Annotated in this window: 13 protein-coding genes and 1 riboswitch; of the genes, 3 read left to right on the forward strand and 10 right to left on the reverse strand. The window is 72.6% G+C overall.

Annotation, left to right across the window (positions count from 1 at the left end; genetic code table 11):
* Window positions 1-15 precede the first annotated feature (15 nt).
* A complete protein-coding gene (locus tag ACIBCU_RS20705) occupies window positions 16-1074 on the reverse strand; it encodes a hypothetical protein (RefSeq protein ID WP_399232940.1) in 1059 nt (352 codons plus the stop codon).
* Window positions 1075-1572: 498 nt separating this feature from the next.
* On the opposite strand from ACIBCU_RS20705, the gene sepH reads away from it, so the two are divergent.
* Window positions 1573-2637 carry a septation protein SepH gene (gene sepH, locus ACIBCU_RS20710; RefSeq protein ID WP_104789620.1) on the forward strand — a complete coding sequence of 355 codons (1065 nt, stop codon included), beginning with the start codon at window positions 1573-1575 and terminating at the stop codon, window positions 2635-2637.
* Between the two features lie 83 nt (window positions 2638-2720).
* Here sepH and ACIBCU_RS20715 read toward each other — a convergent pair whose 3' ends face one another.
* On the reverse strand, window positions 2721-3548 hold the full coding sequence (locus tag ACIBCU_RS20715; protein WP_399232942.1) for a sulfurtransferase: 828 nt from the start codon (window positions 3546-3548) through the stop codon (window positions 2721-2723).
* Between the two features lie 242 nt (window positions 3549-3790).
* Between ACIBCU_RS20715 and ACIBCU_RS20720 the strand changes: the two genes are divergently transcribed.
* Window positions 3791-4567: a VOC family protein gene (locus tag ACIBCU_RS20720; RefSeq protein ID WP_399232944.1), complete on the forward strand. Its 777-nt coding sequence runs from the start codon at window positions 3791-3793 to the stop codon at window positions 4565-4567.
* An 83-nt stretch (window positions 4568-4650) separates the two neighbouring features.
* Here the strand turns inward: ACIBCU_RS20720 and ACIBCU_RS20725 are convergent, their stop codons facing one another.
* The 5 genes from ACIBCU_RS20725 to ACIBCU_RS20745 all read right to left on the reverse strand — a co-directional run bounded on the left by ACIBCU_RS20725 (window position 4651) and on the right by ACIBCU_RS20745 (window position 10930).
* Window positions 4651-5202, reverse strand: coding sequence for a nucleoside deaminase (locus tag ACIBCU_RS20725; protein WP_362941845.1), 552 nt, complete (start codon window positions 5200-5202; stop codon window positions 4651-4653).
* Window positions 5203-5492: 290 nt separating this feature from the next.
* Entirely contained in the window at window positions 5493-6143 is a 651-nt protein-coding gene (locus ACIBCU_RS20730; RefSeq protein ID WP_362941842.1) for a thymidine kinase, read from the reverse strand.
* 56 nt (window positions 6144-6199) lie between these two features.
* Window positions 6200-7387 (reverse strand): nucleotide pyrophosphatase/phosphodiesterase family protein, encoded by a 1188-nt coding sequence (locus ACIBCU_RS20735; protein WP_362941839.1) that lies wholly within the window; start codon window positions 7385-7387, stop codon window positions 6200-6202.
* The gene (locus ACIBCU_RS20740; protein ID WP_104789602.1) at window positions 7387-7983 is read right to left on the reverse strand and encodes a DUF5998 family protein; all 597 of its coding nucleotides are present in this window, start codon (window positions 7981-7983) and stop codon (window positions 7387-7389) included. Before ACIBCU_RS20740 ends, ACIBCU_RS20735 begins: the two co-directional genes overlap by 1 nt.
* A 61-nt stretch (window positions 7984-8044) precedes the next feature.
* Window positions 8045-10930, reverse strand: a complete 2886-nt coding sequence (locus ACIBCU_RS20745) for a GNAT family N-acetyltransferase (RefSeq protein WP_399232947.1) — start codon at window positions 10928-10930, stop codon at window positions 8045-8047.
* Between the two features lie 165 nt (window positions 10931-11095).
* Between ACIBCU_RS20745 and ACIBCU_RS20750 the strand changes: the two genes are divergently transcribed.
* A complete protein-coding gene (locus ACIBCU_RS20750; RefSeq protein WP_356710256.1) occupies window positions 11096-11377 on the forward strand; it encodes an HPr family phosphocarrier protein in 282 nt (93 codons plus the stop codon).
* 172 nt (window positions 11378-11549) lie between these two features.
* Here ACIBCU_RS20750 and ACIBCU_RS20755 read toward each other — a convergent pair whose 3' ends face one another.
* The 3 genes from ACIBCU_RS20755 to ACIBCU_RS20765 form a co-directional block, all read right to left on the reverse strand.
* A complete protein-coding gene (locus ACIBCU_RS20755; RefSeq protein ID WP_399232950.1) occupies window positions 11550-12248 on the reverse strand; it encodes a GntR family transcriptional regulator in 699 nt (232 codons plus the stop codon).
* A gap of 222 nt (window positions 12249-12470) precedes the next feature.
* Complete coding sequence (locus ACIBCU_RS20760; RefSeq protein WP_362940955.1) at window positions 12471-13262, reverse strand: M23 family metallopeptidase; 792 nt, start codon at window positions 13260-13262, stop codon at window positions 12471-12473.
* 12 nt (window positions 13263-13274) lie between these two features.
* A riboswitch (cyclic di-AMP (ydaO/yuaA leader) is annotated at window positions 13275-13443 on the reverse strand.
* Between the two features lie 191 nt (window positions 13444-13634).
* Window positions 13635-15017, reverse strand: a complete 1383-nt coding sequence (locus ACIBCU_RS20765; RefSeq protein WP_362940999.1) for a pitrilysin family protein — start codon at window positions 15015-15017, stop codon at window positions 13635-13637.
* Window positions 15018-15021 lie beyond the last annotated feature (4 nt).

Below are 15021 nucleotides of genomic sequence, written 5' to 3' on the forward strand. Positions count from 1 at the left end.
CACCCGGGGACCGGTTCACCGGCCCGTGTCGCTCCCGGCCGTGTCGCTCCCGGCCGTGTCCCCGCCCTGCTGGTCCGGGACTTCGTCGGCCCCGGTCGGGTCCGGTGCGGCCGGCGTGGTTCCGGCGTCGCCCGGTTCCGCCGGGGTGGTGGCTCCCGGGGTGGTGGTCCCGCCGGACGCCGAGGGCGTGGGGGCGGGGCCGGTGGCCGGACCGCCGCCGCCCGAGGGGTCCGGCTGCGCGCTCCCGCCGTCGCCCTGCCCGGTGCCGGGCGACGTCGAGCTCCCGCTGCCGGGCGCGTTCCCGTCCCCCTGGTCCCCCTCGTCCTTCCGGCCCGTGCTGTCCGAGGGCGAGGGGGAGGGCGAGGTCGTCCCCCCGTGGCGCTCGCCGCTCACGACGGTGCCGATGGTGGTCCGTCCGTTGCCTCCCAGATCATGCCCGGAGACCATTTCGTACACGGTGATGCCGGCCATCGACAGGACGAAGACCCCCGTGGCCGCGAGGGCCGAACGCTTCCAGCCGCGGACGCGGGTGCCGTGCGTACGGGCGTCGGAGTAGGAGCCGTCCGTGAGCGCGTCGCCGGGGCGCGGGGCACCCGGGGATGGATCGCCGAGGGCCGGGCCCCCGGGAGACGCACCGCCGGGGCCGGCCTCCCCCGGCCGGACCTGTCGCAGCACCGTGGTGCGGTCCGCGTCGGGCCCCACCGTGCGCAGGACCCGCGTCGCGTCGTCCTCCGGCCGGCGCAGGGCCCGTGTCGCGTCGTCCTGGGTCTGCCGCGCGGCGGGGACCGTCTCCCGTGTGTGCACGGTCACCTGACGGCCCGCAGGGTGCTTCACCTGGACGGTGACTTCACGGATCTGTTCGCCGGTGCGGCGGAAGAAGTGCTGGAAGACCGAGCCTCCGCAGGTGGCCACCACGCTCATCACGCCGGCGCCGGCGATGGTTCCGTACACGCCGAGCTGTGAGGCCATCACCGCCGCCGCGACCGCCGCGACGGCACTGCCCGCAACCTGCGGGAGGCTCAGATCTATGCGCCTTTCCTTGCCTTCCGCACCGCTCTGCGGCTTCTGAACCATGATCAGCCCCTGCTCGACAACTACCCCACCTTGCACCAGGAAGGGACATTTGAGCGAATCAAATAGTTCCGATTCTGGAGATTTTGTGAAGCAGCCCACGCATTGAGGGCATACCGCAGACATCCGGGTAACCCAACTCCCGTACCCGGTGAGAACTTCGGCGGCGCGCCGGTCCACCCACGTGGCCCGAATGGAGTACTGTGGCGAGCCCTGGGGCCGGACTCCCACACGGGTATCCGGAACCTACGGGAGGGGGCCGAAGGACGGCACCCGAACCGGCGGCGCCGCGGCATCGCACGGGCGCCTGCTACATGGAGCGACCAACCGGTCACTCCGCGTCGTAAACAGGTAACCGTGCCATCGTGGCGTTCCAGGGCCAAGGCCCGACACGCCGGGTAACTTGGCAAGGTTGTGGCAGGCTGAACCCGGGCAGGTCACACTCGACTAGCGGAAGCAGCGACGCACGTGACGTCGGCAGGCACCACCCGGGAGGTTCCCATGCCCGAACTGCGTGTCGTGGCCGTCTCAAACGACGGCACACGACTGGTGCTCAAGGCTGCGGACAGCACGGAGTACACGCTTCCGATCGATGAGCGGCTGCGTGCCGCCGTGCGCAATGACCGCGCCCGGCTCGGCCAGATCGAGATCGAGGTGGAGAGCCATCTCCGCCCGCGCGACATCCAGGCGCGCATACGCGCCGGCGCCTCCGCCGAGGAGGTCGCCCAGTTCGCCGGCATTCCGGTGGACCGGGTACGCCGCTTCGAGGGCCCTGTGCTCGCGGAGCGCGCGTTCATGGCCGAGCGCGCCCGGAAGACTCCTGTGCGCCGTCCCGGCGAGAACACCGGGCCCCAGCTCGGCGAGGCGGTGCAGGAGCGGCTGCTGCTGCGCGGAGCCGACAGGGAGACCGTCCAGTGGGACTCCTGGCGCCGGGACGACGGCACCTGGGAAGTCCTCCTGGTCTACCGCGTCGCGGGCGAACCGCACTCCGCGAGCTGGACGTACGACCCGCCGCGGCGGCTCGTGCAGGCCGTGGACGAGGAGGCGCGCTCGCTGATCGGCGAGACCGACGACGTCGCGGCTCCGGAGCCGAGCTTCCCGTTCGTACCCCGGATCGCGCGGCTGCCGCGCGACCGGCCGCTGGACCGTGCGCTGGACCGGCAGATCGAGCGTCCCGCTCCCCCCGCACCGGAGCCGGAGGAGCGCGTCAGCGGTGTGTCCGCCGGCGAGCGCGACTCGCTGACCAGCCTCCTGGAGGCGGTGCCGAGCTTCCGTGGCGACATGGTCGTCCCGGAGCGGCCTTCACAGCCCGAGCCGCCGGCCCTCGAGCCCGCACAGCAGGAGGAGCCCGAGGCCGACGAGCCCCCGGCCGCGGCGGCGTCCGCCGGTGCGGGATCCGCCTACGCCGATGTGCTGATGCCCCGCGCGGTGGCCGGCCACCGCGACAGGCTGACCGGGACGACGGACCGCCAGGCCGAGGCGGACGGCGTGCGTCCGGGCCGCCGGGCGGCGGTGCCGAGCTGGGACGAGATCGTCTTCGGCACGCGCCGGAAGAAGCAGGACTGAGGACCGGTCCGGGTGATCGTGGCATGAGGAGGGCCCGTACGCAGCCGCGTGCGGGCCCTCACTCCGCCCGGATCCCGGTCGTGTCAGGCGGGGTCCGGCCCGGTGGCGACGGGGCGGGACTCGTCCGAGGACCACTCCGACCAGGACCCCGCGTACAGGGCGGCCCGGTGTCCGGCGAGCTCCAGCGCCAGTACCTCATGGGCACCCGAGACGCCCGAGCCGCAGTAGACGCCGACCCGGGTGTCGCCGTCGGCCCCCAGAGCGGAGAAGCGGGAGGCGAGGGTTCCGGCGGCCAGGAAGCGTCCGTCCTCGCCGACGTTCTGCGTGGTCGGTGCCGACACCGCGCCGGGGATGTGGCCGCCGACACGGTCGATCGGTTCCACGTCCCCGCGGTAGCGCTCCGCGGCCCGTGCGTCGAGCAGCAGACCGGAGCGGGCCAGTTCCGCGGCCGCGTCCGCGTCGAGAAGGCCGAGCGCGCCCGGCCGGGGCCGGAAGTCACCCTCGGCGGGCTCCGGGATACCGGTGGTGAGCTCACCCGTCCATGCGGCGAGGCCGCCGTCCAGGACCCGGACGTCGGCGTGTCCGGTCCAGCGCAGCAGCCACCACGCACGGGCCGCCGCCCAGCCCTGGCCGCCGTCGTAGACCACGACCGGGCTTTCCTGGCCGACCCCCGCCCGCCGCATGACGGCCCCGAAGGCCTCCGGGTCCGGCAGAGGGTGACGGCCGCCGCTGCCCGCCGGGCCCGCGAGCTCGGAGTCGAGGTCGACGAACACCGCGCCCGGGATGTGCCCGGCCTCGTAGTCGGCGCGGCCGTTCGGTCCGCCGAGCTGCCAGCGGATGTCCAGGAGCACCGGCGGGCGCGGACCCGCCGACTCGCTCAGGTATTCGGATGCGGTGATGATGGGCTTCATGGGTGCCATCTTCGCGCAGGGGCGACCGCCCTTGGCGCCGTAGTGCCGAATTGGATGTATCGCACCAAAACGGGCTTCGACCTGAGCGGAAGCCGGGAAACGCGGCGCGGCCGGGGTGCCTCGAAGGCTCAGTGGTGCGAGCATCTGCACGGAGCGTACGCACCCGTATCCGTACCGCTGGGCACCGCACAGGCTCCGTCCCCCCGTACGGCCACCCCGATGGTACGAGGAGAGAGAAGAAGATGACCGAGGCTGCCGCCCGGCGCACGCCTGGAGCACCGTGCTGGGTGAGTCTGATCGTGCACGGCCTGACCGCGACCCAGGCGTTCTACAGCCGGCTGTTCGGCTGGGAGTTCCAGCCCGGCCCCGAGCAGCTGGGGCCCTACGTCCGAGCGCTGCTGTGCGGCAAGGAGGTCGCGGGGATCGGGCAGCTGCCGCCCGGCCAGCACCTCCCGATCGCCTGGACGACCTATCTCGCCACGGAGGACGCGGACGCCACTGCGGAGTCGATCCGCTCCTGCGGCGGGACGGTGGCCGTCGGCCCCCTCGACGCCGGGAACGCGGGCCGCCTCCTGATCGCGTCCGACCCGAGCGGCGCGGTCTTCGGTGTCTGGCAGGCCGCCGAGCACCTCGGTACCGCCCTCGCGGGCACACCGGGCACCCCCGTCTGGAACGAGCTGGTGACCCGGGAGACCGCGTCGGTCGCCAAGTTCTACCAGGCCGTCTTCGGGTTCGAGACCGAGGCGGTCGTCTCGGCCGACTTCGACTACCAGACGCTGCACCTCCAGGGCCGCCCGGTGGCCGCCCTGCACGGTGTGGGACACGCCCTGCCGCGCCACCGGGGGCCCCACTGGATGACGTACTTCCAGGTCGCCGACACCGACGAGGCGGCGGCCCGGGTCGTGGAGCTCGGCGGGCACGTGCTGCAGCCGCCGCGTGAGGCCTCCAGCGGCAGGCTGGCCACGGTGGCGGACCCGGAGGGTGCGGTGTTCACGATCGTGCGGCCGCCCGGCAGCTGACGCCCGCCTCGACGCAGCCTTCGGGGGAAGCGACCGCGTGCCGCTCCCCCCGGACCTTCGCAGTTGTCCTGTCCGTTGCGGTGTCAGCCGGTGGCGCCGGCCCCTCCTGTACGGGAACGGAGCATCAAGGCGCGCACCTGTTCGGCGAGTTCAGGCACAGGGCCGGCGATCTCGAGTCCGGGGACGACGTCCCGGATGGACAGCGGGCTCAGGGGCGAGGTGACGGGGACACCCCACTCGGCCTTCCAGTCGCGGGCCTGCCGGGACGAGCTCGCGTACACGATGCGGCCCAGTCCGACCCACCCGTGCGCAGCGGCGCACATCGGGCAGTGCTCACCCGATGTGTAGACGGTCGCCGTGGCCCGTTCCTCGGGACTCAGGTGGTTCGCCGCCCACCGCGCGAGTTCGAACTCCGGGTGCATGGTCGGGTCGCCGGTGGTGGACTCGCGGTTGCGGTCCTCCGCCAGGACCTTGCCGTCCGCGTCGACCAGCACGGAGCCGAACGGCCCGTCACCGGCGGCCACCGCCTCAGCCGCCAGTTCGACGCAGCGGCGCAGATGTGTCAGGTCGGCTTCGGTGACAGCGGCGGCGCGATCGGGGTCGCTCCCGGGAAGGTCGTGGTCGTTGAGTGCCACTGTTACTCCGTCTCTGTGGGGTATCGGTGGGACCGGCGCGCGGCGACGGCGGCCAGCGCCTGCCATGCCGCCTCGGGCCGGAGGGCCTCGTCCGGGTCACCGGTGCAGGGGTCGAGCAGCACGGTGTCCGTGTCGGCGAGGCGCGCTGCTCGATGTCGTCGGGGATCCGGTCGAAGTTACCCGGGACCGGCGGTGAAACGGCTCCCCTGCACGTGGAGTTCACGGTACGGCGCGGGATCGGGCAGCCGCCGGCCGGGAGCGGGCCCCCGGCGGAAGCCAGGGGCGGACAGTCAGGCGGAAGCGACCGGCAGGACGTCGGGCGACAGCACACCCGCGTGGGCGGCGGCACTCGTCATGTGGCGGCGGTGGTGACGGCGGCAGAGGACCTCGTAGCCCACGTCCGTGGCGGGCTGGTCGACGTCCCCGACCACGACCTGCTCCCCCTCGACCACCATCACCCCGCCGGCCGTCCGGGCGTTGTGCGTGGCACGGGCACCGCACCAGCACAGGGCCTCGACCTGCAGCGTCTCTATCCGGTCCGCCAGCTCGATCAGCCGCTGCGAACCGGGGAAGAGCTTGGTGCGGAAGTCCGTGGTGATGCCGAACGCGAACACGTCGAGGCCGAGGTCGTCGACGACACGGGCCAGTTGGTCGATCTGCTCGGGGGCGAGGAACTGGGCCTCGTCCACGATCACATGGTCGACCTTGTCGCCCTTCGACATCCGGCTCACGAGATAGCCGTACAGATCCATGCCCGGGGAAGCCTCGACCGCCTCCGTCACCAGTCCGAGCCGCGACGACAGCTTCCCCTCCCCCGCCCGGTCGTCCCGGGTGAAGATCACTCCCCGCAGGCCGCGCGCCGACCTGTTGTGGCCGATCTGGAGAGCCAGGGTGCTCTTTCCGCAATCCATCGTCCCGGAGAAGAACACGAGCTCGGGCATGAGAGGGGGCGCGCCTTTCGGAGGAGTGTGCGGGTGCGGGGGAAGGAAGAGGTCGGCTACGAGCGTACTTCGAGGAGCGGAACCAGCTGTTCCACGGGGGTCAGCGAACCGTGCATCCCCACCATCGCGGACTCGTGGGGCTCCTTGACCGAGGCAGTGATCACCACGTCGTCGTGGGCGGCGGCCACCACGTCGCCGATCCTGCCGTGGACCCGCTCGTCGATCCGCGGGCCGAACCAGCCCGCCGCGACGGCCTCCTCACGGCTCGCCACCCAGAACTGCTCGCCGAGCACCTCGCGCCAGACGGTCAGCACGTCCGCCTCGGCCCCGGGCACCGCGTACACATGACGGGCCCGGCCCTCGCCGCCCAGCAGGGCGACTCCGGCGCTCAGCTCCCAGTCCTCGTCGAAGTCGATCCGGGAGTGCTCGTCGAACGGGATGTCGATCATGCCGTGGTCGGCGGTGATGTACAGCGCCGAGCGGGGCGGAAGCTGCTCGGCGAGGCGCCGGGAGAGTCCGTCGACGTACATCAGCTGGCCGCGCCAGGCGTCGGAGTCGACGCCGAAGCGGTGCCCTTGGCCGTCGACCTCGCTGTAGTACGTGTAGACGAGGGACCTGTCGCCTGCGGCGAGCCGCTCCGCCGCGAGGTCCATCCGGTCCTCGCCGGTGAGCCGGCCGAGGAAGGAACCACCGCTGAGCGCGACCTTGGTCAGGGGCGTCTGCTCGAAGCCGGGGGCGGAGACCTGAGCCGTGCGCACTCCGGCGGCGTCGGCGAGCTTGAAGACGGTGGGGTGCGGCTGCCAGGCCTTGAGGTCGGTCCACGGCTTCCAGCGGAGCTGGTTCATGAGCGCGCCCGTCGCCGGGTTGCGGACCGTGTAGCCGGGCAGGCCGTGCTCACCCGGGGGCAGGCCCGTACCGACGGAGGCGAGCGAGGTCGCCGTGGTGGACGGGAAGCCCGATGTGACCGGCCGGCCGGTGCCACCGCGGGAGGTGGGGAGCAGCGAGTGCAGGAAGGGGGCCTCGTCCGGGTGGGCCTTGATCTGCTCCCAGCCGAGTCCGTCGATCAGGAAGACGCAGTTACGGTCGGCGGGGGTGAGCTCCGGGATCGTCGCCTCGAAGCCGGGCACGCCCTGTCCCGCGACCAGCGTCGGCAGCAGGTCCGCGAGCGAGCCGGTTCCGTATTCGGGTACGGGCGCGCTCTCGGGGGCGAGCAGGACGGGGTCCTGCCATGCGGGCTGGACCATCAGCGCGGGGCCGCCGCGGTCGCGGCCGTGGCCTCGGAGAGGGACTGGGCGAAGGCGAGGGTCTGGCGCACGGTGTCCGGGCCGTCCCCGGCCTCGCTGACACGGAGGCTCAGGTCGTCGGCGGTGGAGCTGCCGGTGTAACCGTGGTCGGCCTCGCAGTTGGGGTCGCCGCAGGCCGCGGGCTCCAGGTCGATGCGGGAGACGGCGCCCCATCCGATGGTCAGGACGACCTCGCGGGGCAGCGTGCCGGGCACGTACTTCTCGGGGTTGGCGACGACGCGGCTGACCACGACGGACGAGATCCGGTCGAGCTTGACCGACTCGGTGGACGTCGTGGCGTACGGCGTCGGGGAGCTGGTGTCGGCGGCCTGCTCGTCGGTGTGGCTCACGATGAAGCGCGTGTCCGTCAGGACGAGGACCGTGACATGGCGCCGGACCTCGTTGGAGTCGAAGGTGGTCTCCTGGTGCACCAGGTACGAAGCGACCGGCTCCCCGCCGACGGCGGCCTCCACCGCCTCGGCCACGAGGGCCGGGTAGTAGCCGCTGCGCTCGATCGCCGCGCGCAGCCCCTGGGTCGTCGTACCGGTCTTTGCCATGGGAACCATCCTACGGGGGGCCGGTGACTGCCGGGGACGCTGTGCGGGGGTCCGTGGGCGTTCAGTAGCTGGGGAGCCGGCGGGGGCCGAGGTCGCTGCGGGCGGGGGGCGGGGCGAGCCGGACGCTCGCTCCGAGCACCGTCAGGCCGTGCGTGGCGACGACGACGGGTTCCAGGGCGACCGAAACCACCTCGGGGTGGTCGTCGACCAGCCGGGACACCCGCAGCAGGAGCTCTTCGAGCGCCCCGGTGTCCGCCGGAGCGGACCCGCGCCAGCCGAACAGCACCGGAGCCGCCTTGATGGAGCGGATCAGCTCGGCCGCGTCGCGGTCGGTGGCGGGGACGAGACGGTGGGCCGTGTCGCCCAGGAGCTCGGAGGGCGCGCCGGCCAGGCCGAAGGAGAGGACCGCACCGGCGGCAGCGTCGATGGACGCCCTGACGACGGTGTCGACACCCCTGGGCGCCATGGCCTGGACGACGGGCCGGAGTTCGGCGGGCGTGCCCAGCAGATCGGTCAGTTCGTCGTACGCCCGGCGCAGCGCGTCCTCCCCGGCGAGATCGAGCCGGACACCACCGAGGTCGGCGCGGTGCCGGAGATGGGGGGCGGTGGTCTTGAGGGCCACCGGGTAGCCGATCTTCTCGGCGGCGGCGACGGCTGCCTCCCGATCGGGGGCGGGGAGCGCGGGCCGTACGGTGACGCCGTAGCGGGCGAGCAGCTCGCGGGCCTCGTCATGGGTCAGCGGACGGCCGCGCGGGCCGGGGCTCGGGCCGAGCAGCGTCTCGATCAGCGCGGCGGTCCCGTGCTCGTCGATGGTGTCGTCCAGGAATTCGGGCACCCTGCCGGGGGCGGCCGCCTGGCGCCGCCACTGGGCGTACTTCACCGCCTCGGCGAGCGCGCGGACTGCTCGCTCGGCGGCGGGGTAGGCGGGGATGCGCCCGGCGGCGCAGGAGCCGCCCGTACTCCTGTCGGGCGCGGTCGGCACCGGGGCGCCTGTCTCGTCCGCCGGGGGGGCGGGGGCGGGCGGGCTCGGGGCTGCCGCGGGGCCGGCCGGCCGCCGGGTCGCGCGCGGGGCGGCCGTGCTCGTGGCGGCGGCGAGGGCCTGCGCCAGGCCGCCCATCTCCACGTGCACCACGGCCACGGGCTTGGCGGGGCCGTGGGCCGCCGCCTCGCGCAGGGCGGCGGCCAGGACCTCGCCGTCACCGGTCTCCGCCTCGCCGTTCTCCCCCACCCAGGGGATCGCGGTCACGATCACGGCGTCGCACGTCCGGTCGGCGAGGGCCTCGGCCAGCGCGTCCCGGAAGTCCTGCGGGCTCGCGACCGTGGTGAGGTCGCGGGGCGGGCGCGGGCGGAGCCCTTCCGCCATGCAGGCGTCGTAGGCGAGGAGGCCGAGCGACTCCGAGTTGCCCAGGATCGCCACGCGGGGGCCGTCCGGCAGGGGCTGGCCGGCGAGGAGGAGACCGACGTCGACCATCTCCGTCACGGTGTCGACGCGGATCACGCCCGCCTGGCGCATCAGCGCGGAGACCGTCGCGTCGGGGATACGGCTGACGGGCACCGCGTGGCCCGGCGGATTGGATCCGCTGTGCCGGGCGCCCTTCACCACGACCACCGGCTTCACGGCGGCCGTCCGGCGGGCGAGCCGGGTGAACTTGCGCGGGTTGCCCAGTGATTCGAGGTACAGCAGGGCGACATCGGTGTCCTGGTCCTCGTACCAGTACTGAAGGAAGTCGTTGCCGGAGACATCGGCGCGGTTGCCCGCGGAGATGAAGGCCGACAGCCCGGCGCCCCTGCGGTGGAGACCGGACAGGACGGCGATGCCGATGGCGCCGGACTGGGTGAAGAGCCCGATGCGCCCGGCCTGGGGCGACTCGGGGTCGAGGGAGGCGTTGAGGCGGACCGTGCCGGACGTGTTGATGATGCCGAAGGCGTTCGGGCCGATGATCCGCATGCCGTAGGAGCGTGCCTGCCGGACCAGTTCCCGCTGCCGTTCCCGGCCTTCGGTGCCTCGCTCGGCGTAACCGGCGGAGAGGACGACGAGGCCCTGGACGCCGTTCTCGCCGCAGTCGGCCACGACCTCGGGCACCCGGTCGGCCGGAACGGCGACGACCGCGAGATCGACCCGCTCGCCGGTCTCGCCCACCGAGCGGTGCGCGGGCACCCCGTCGACCGTTCCCGTATCGGCGGCGAAGGAGGTGTTCACGGCGTACGTGCGCCCGGTGAAGCCCGAGCCCAGGAGGTTGCGCAGCACGGTCCGGCCCACACCGCCGGGCGCGCGGCCGACGCCGATGACCGCGACGGAGCCGGGGGCCAGCAGGCGCTGCACGGAGCGCGCCTCGGCCCGCTGCTCACGGGCGCGCTGGACGGCGAGGGACTCGGCCGTGGGCTCCAGATCGAGGGTGAGATGGACGGAGCCGTCCTCGAAGCTGCGCTGCTGGGTGAAGCCGGCGTCCCGGAACACCTTGATCATCTTGTTGTTGGCGGGCAGCACCTCTGCGGCGAAACGGCGGATCCCCCGCTCCCTGGCCACCGCCGCGATGTGTTCGAGGAGGGCGGACGCCACGCCGCGGCCCTGGTGGGCGTCCTGCACGAGGAAGGCGACCTCCGCCTCGTCGGCGGGGGCCGAGGCGGGCCTGCCCTGCTCGTTGATCCGGTCGAAGCGGACGGTGGCGATGAACTCGCCGCCGATCGTGACGGCCAGTCCCACCCGGTCGACGTAGTCGTGATGGGTGAAGCGGTGCACGTCACGGGCGGAGAGACGCGGATACGGGGCGAAGAAGCGGTAGTACTTCGATTCGTCGGACACCTGCTCGTAGAAGCTGACCAGCCGCTCGGCATCGTCCGTGGTGATGGGCCTGATCCGCGCGGTGCCACCGTCGCGGAGTACCACGTCCGCCTCCCAGTGGTCGGGGTACGCGTGATGCGGACTCTGCTCCGGAGTGGGCTCCATGGGCAAAGCCTACGGCTCGTGGCACCGGTAGCGGCGGGATCTCGACAGGGGCACGCTGGGGGTGCCGGCGGACGGCGGGCAGGCCGGTGACGGTGCCGGGCACGGCAGCGCGCACTGCATGAGAGACTGGTCTAGACAACCCATTGTTACGTGAAGGGCAGAACCATGGCTGAGCGCCGCGTCAACGTCGGTTGGGCCGAGGGCCTGCACGCCCGCCCCGCTTCCATCTTCGTCCGTGCCGCCACGGCCTCCGGCGTCCCCGTGACGATCTCCAAGGCCGACGGCAACCCGGTGAACGCCGCCTCCATGCTCGCGGTGCTCGGCCTGGGCGCCCAGGGCGGCGAGGAGATCGTGCTCGCATCCGAGGCGGACAACGCCGAGGCCGCCCTGGACCGTCTGGCCAAGCTGGTCGCCGAAGGGCTCGAGGAGCTCCCGGAGACCGTCTGATTCCGGCCACTTCGAACCGGATTTTTTTCTGCGAAAAGCCGCGGCACCCCCGACCGGGAGCCGCGGCTTTTCCGTTTCCCGAAGCGGAGCGGACAGAGCTCCGGAAAGAATGGATCAGGGCAGCAAAAAGAAAGCCCTCCGATAATTACTCTCTTTGTATACGGCGCAATTGTTAATGACGGACTCCCCCGATGTTTACGGGGTGTTGCGAAGTCCTCACCCGGGCCTGGCCGGGCGTGTGCCCCGGCGCGAGCCGCAGTCGGTGGGCCGCTGTCGCCCGCTCGGCGTGCTGGATGGCGAGCGCCCTGGCCCGCTCCGCGTCGCGGCGGGCGACGGCGTCGACAAGAGCGCCGTGCTCGGCCCAGGAGTCCGCGGGGCGGACCGGCTGCTCGACCGCGTACATCCAGGCGATCTTGTGCCGGAGCTGGGTGAGCAGAGCGATCAGCGCGGGGCTCCCCGAGGCCTGCGCCAGCGTCTCGTGGAACCAGCCCCCCAGGGAGCGCAGGTCCTCCCCCTCGCCCCGGCGCACCCGCTCCTGGCCCAGCCTGACCAGGCCGCGGAGCACCTTGAGATGCGCCTCGGTGCGGCGCTGCGCCGCGCGCGCGGCCCCGAGGGGCTCCAGGAGCATGCGTATCTCCAGGAGGTCGGCCGCCTCCTGCTCGGTGGGCTCGGCGACACAGGCACCCGCGTGCCGGCGGGTGACGACGAACCCTTCGGACTCCAGGGTGCGCAGCGCCTCGCGTACCGGGACGCGGGAGACGCCGTATCGACGCGCGAGCACCTCTTCGGTGAGGCGGCTGCCGCGTTCGAAGACACCGGAGACGATGTCGTCACGGATTGCCGTGCATACCGAATGCGCGGGAATGCGCATGTCCGAACCTCCGCCTTAATCCCCGCGAAACGCGGCCGATCGACGCCTGTTCTGTGACTCTATTGCAACCGGCCGGAATTTCCGATGGCGGGGTGGAATCCATGGATATCTTTTGGCCAGGGAGCACTTCCGCGGGGGCTATGGCACGCATCTGCCCCGGGGCACGGCGAAGGCCCCGGCGGGTGCCGGGGCCTTCGTCGGAGATCGCGGTGCTGCGTGGGGTCAGACCTGGACGCCGTGGGCGCGGAGGTAGGCGACGGGGTCCATGTCCGAGCCGTACTCGGGGGTCGTCCGGGCCTCGAAGTGCAGATGCGGCCCGGTGGAGTTGCCTGTCGAGCCGGAGAGGCCGATCTGCTCGCCGGAGCCGACGCTCTGGCCGACGGAGACGCCGATCGAGGAGAGGTGGCCGTACTGGGTGTACGTGCCGTCCTTCATCCTGAGCACGATGTTGTTGCCGTAGGCGCCACCCCAGCCGGCCTCGACGACCGTACCGGCGCCGACCGCGACGACCGAGGTGCCGGACGCGGCCTGGAAGTCCACGCCGGAGTGGGAGCCGGAGGACCAGAGCGCGCCACCGGACTTGTAGCCGGTGGTGACGTGGGAACCGGCGACCGGGAGGTGGAAGGCGTTGAGCCGGGCGCGCTCGGCGGCGCGGGCGGCGCGCGCCTTCTCCTCGCGGGCCTCCTTGGCGCGGGCCTCCGCCTTGCGCTTGGCCTCGGCCTTCGCCTTCGCCTTGGCCTTCGCTTCGGCCGCGGCCTTCGCGGCGACGTCGGCCTGGTGCTTCTGGGCCTTCGCCTGAGCCTCGATCTGGGCGGCGAGGGTGGTGTCGAGGGCGACCGTCTGGGTCAGGCCGGTGCTGCCCGCGGTGACCTCGGAGTCCGCGGCGAGGGCCGGGGAGGCCGTGGCACCGAGTACGCCGGTGGTGGCCAGGGCGGCGACGCCGGCGACCCTGGCACTCTTGCGCGTCAGGCGGCTCGGGGCACGGTGCTTCCCGGTGGCACGGATGAACGCCATGGAGGGGCTGGTCCTTTCCTTCCTTCTCGCCTACCGGGTTAGCTGACGGGTTCGGAGCAGGAAGGTCTCCTACGGGCCCCTGAGCCTCCGACGAGGTACAGGGATCCGATTCACCCCAGGGACTTCATGGGTCCCCGGCTCCCCAGGCTCGCGCCTGACGGGGACTCGGCGATGGCTGTCCGGCGCCGCGGGCGCGGCAATCGTCCGGCGGACAGCCGCGCCGACGCTAGATCGGGAGACTTTCCCCCGCCAAACGGAAAGGGCCTTTTGTCGCACATCCCACAGGACGAATTGCTACCTTCTCTGCAATACGGACAAATGACGGAACCCCGGCGGAAGTACAGCCGCCGGGGTCCGTCATGTCCGGTTCTTTCAGCCGCTGACGACCGACACCTCACCGATACCGAGCGCCTCCACGGGCTCCTTGATCTGAGCGGCGTCCCCGACCAGGACGGTGACCAGCCGGTCGACCGGGAACGCGTTGACCACGGCGGCGGTCGCCTCGACCGTGCCGGTGTCGGCCAGGCGTGCGTACAGCTTCGCCTGGTAGTCGTCCGGGAGGTGCTGCTCCACCTGGTCGGCCAGGGTGCCCGCGACGGACGCCGCCGTCTCGTACTTGAGCGGGGCGACGCCCACGAGGTTCTGCACGGCGGTCTCCCGCTCGGCGTCGGTGAGCCCCTCGGCCGCGAGGGTGCGCAGGACCTTCCAGAGGTCGTCCAGCGCGGGACCGGTGGACTCGGTGTCGACGGAGCCGCTGATGGCGAGCATCGCGGCACCCGCCGCCCCGGACGAGGAACCGGGCGCCGTCGAGCGCAGCACCTGTCCGAAGGCCCGGACGCCGTAGGTGTAGCCCTTCTCCTCACGCAGCACGCGGTCCAGCCGGGAGGTCAGAGTGCCTCCCAGGCAGTACGTGCCGAGGACCTGGGCGGGCCACACGCTGTCGTGCCGGTCCGCGCCGATCCGGCCGATCAGCAGCTGCGTCTGCACGGCTCCCGGACGGTCCACGATGACCACACGGCCGGTGTCGTCCGCGGTGATCGGAGGCACGGGCCGGGCCTGGCCGGCATTGCCCGACCAGTCACCGACGGTGTCGGAGAGCAGCGCGTCCAGGTCCACGTCGGTGAGGTCGCCGACGACGACCGCCGTCGCCGTGGACGGGCGCACATGGGCGTCGTAGAAGGCGCGTACGGCGGCGGCGTCGATGCGCCGGACCGTCTCCTCGGTGCCCTGGCGCGGGCGTGACATCCGTGCGGTGGCGGGGAAGAGCTCCTTGGAGAGCTGCTTGGCCGCGCGCCGGGCCGGGTTGGCCTGCTCGTGCGGGATCTCGTCGAGGCGGTTGCCCACCAGGCGCTCGATCTCGCTCTCCGCGAAGGCCGGGGCCCGCAGAGCCTCTGCGACCAGGCCGAGGGCCTTGGTCAGCCGGGAGACCGGTACCTCCAGGGAGACGCGGACACCCGGGTGGTCCGCGTGGGCGTCCAGCGTGGCGCCGCACCGCTCCAGTTCGGCGGCGAACTCCTCCGCGGAGTGCTTGTCCGTGCCCTCGGACAGCGCGCGCGCCATGATCGTGGCCACACCGTCCAGTCCCTCGGGCTCCGCGTCCAGCGGGGCGTCGAGGAAGATCTCCACGGCGACGACCTGCTGGCCGGGCCGGTGGCAGCGCAGCACGGTCAGCCCGTTGGGCAGGGCGCCGCGCTCGGGCGCGGGGAAGGCCCAGGGCCTGGCCTCGCCGGCGGTCGGCTGCGGGTGGTACTCCATCGCT

The organism is Streptomyces sp. NPDC051064, from assembly GCF_044455985.1.
Taxonomy (GTDB): domain Bacteria; phylum Actinomycetota; class Actinomycetes; order Streptomycetales; family Streptomycetaceae; genus Streptomyces.

Excerpts from the sequence above, each read along its gene's own strand:
- ACIBCU_RS20715 (WP_399232942.1), bottom strand. The coding sequence starts at position 3,548 with ATGAAGCCCATCATCACCGCATCCGAATACCTGAGCGAGTCGGCGGGT.
- ACIBCU_RS20745 (WP_399232947.1), bottom strand. The coding sequence starts at position 10,930 with ATGGAGCCCACTCCGGAGCAGAGTCCGCATCACGCGTACCCCGACCAC.
- ACIBCU_RS20740 (WP_104789602.1), bottom strand. The coding sequence starts at position 7,983 with ATGGCAAAGACCGGTACGACGACCCAGGGGCTGCGCGCGGCGATCGAG.
- ACIBCU_RS20750 (WP_356710256.1), top strand. The coding sequence starts at position 11,096 with ATGGCTGAGCGCCGCGTCAACGTCGGTTGGGCCGAGGGCCTGCACGCC.
- ACIBCU_RS20705 (WP_399232940.1), bottom strand. The coding sequence starts at position 1,074 with ATGGTTCAGAAGCCGCAGAGCGGTGCGGAAGGCAAGGAAAGGCGCATA.
- ACIBCU_RS20730 (WP_362941842.1), bottom strand. The coding sequence starts at position 6,143 with ATGCCCGAGCTCGTGTTCTTCTCCGGGACGATGGATTGCGGAAAGAGC.
- ACIBCU_RS20765 (WP_362940999.1), bottom strand. The coding sequence starts at position 15,017 with ATGGAGTACCACCCGCAGCCGACCGCCGGCGAGGCCAGGCCCTGGGCC.
- ACIBCU_RS20735 (WP_362941839.1), bottom strand. The coding sequence starts at position 7,387 with ATGGTCCAGCCCGCATGGCAGGACCCCGTCCTGCTCGCCCCCGAGAGC.
- ACIBCU_RS20720 (WP_399232944.1), top strand. The coding sequence starts at position 3,791 with ATGACCGAGGCTGCCGCCCGGCGCACGCCTGGAGCACCGTGCTGGGTG.
- sepH (WP_104789620.1), top strand. The coding sequence starts at position 1,573 with ATGCCCGAACTGCGTGTCGTGGCCGTCTCAAACGACGGCACACGACTG.
- ACIBCU_RS20755 (WP_399232950.1), bottom strand. The coding sequence starts at position 12,248 with ATGCGCATTCCCGCGCATTCGGTATGCACGGCAATCCGTGACGACATC.
- ACIBCU_RS20760 (WP_362940955.1), bottom strand. The coding sequence starts at position 13,262 with ATGGCGTTCATCCGTGCCACCGGGAAGCACCGTGCCCCGAGCCGCCTG.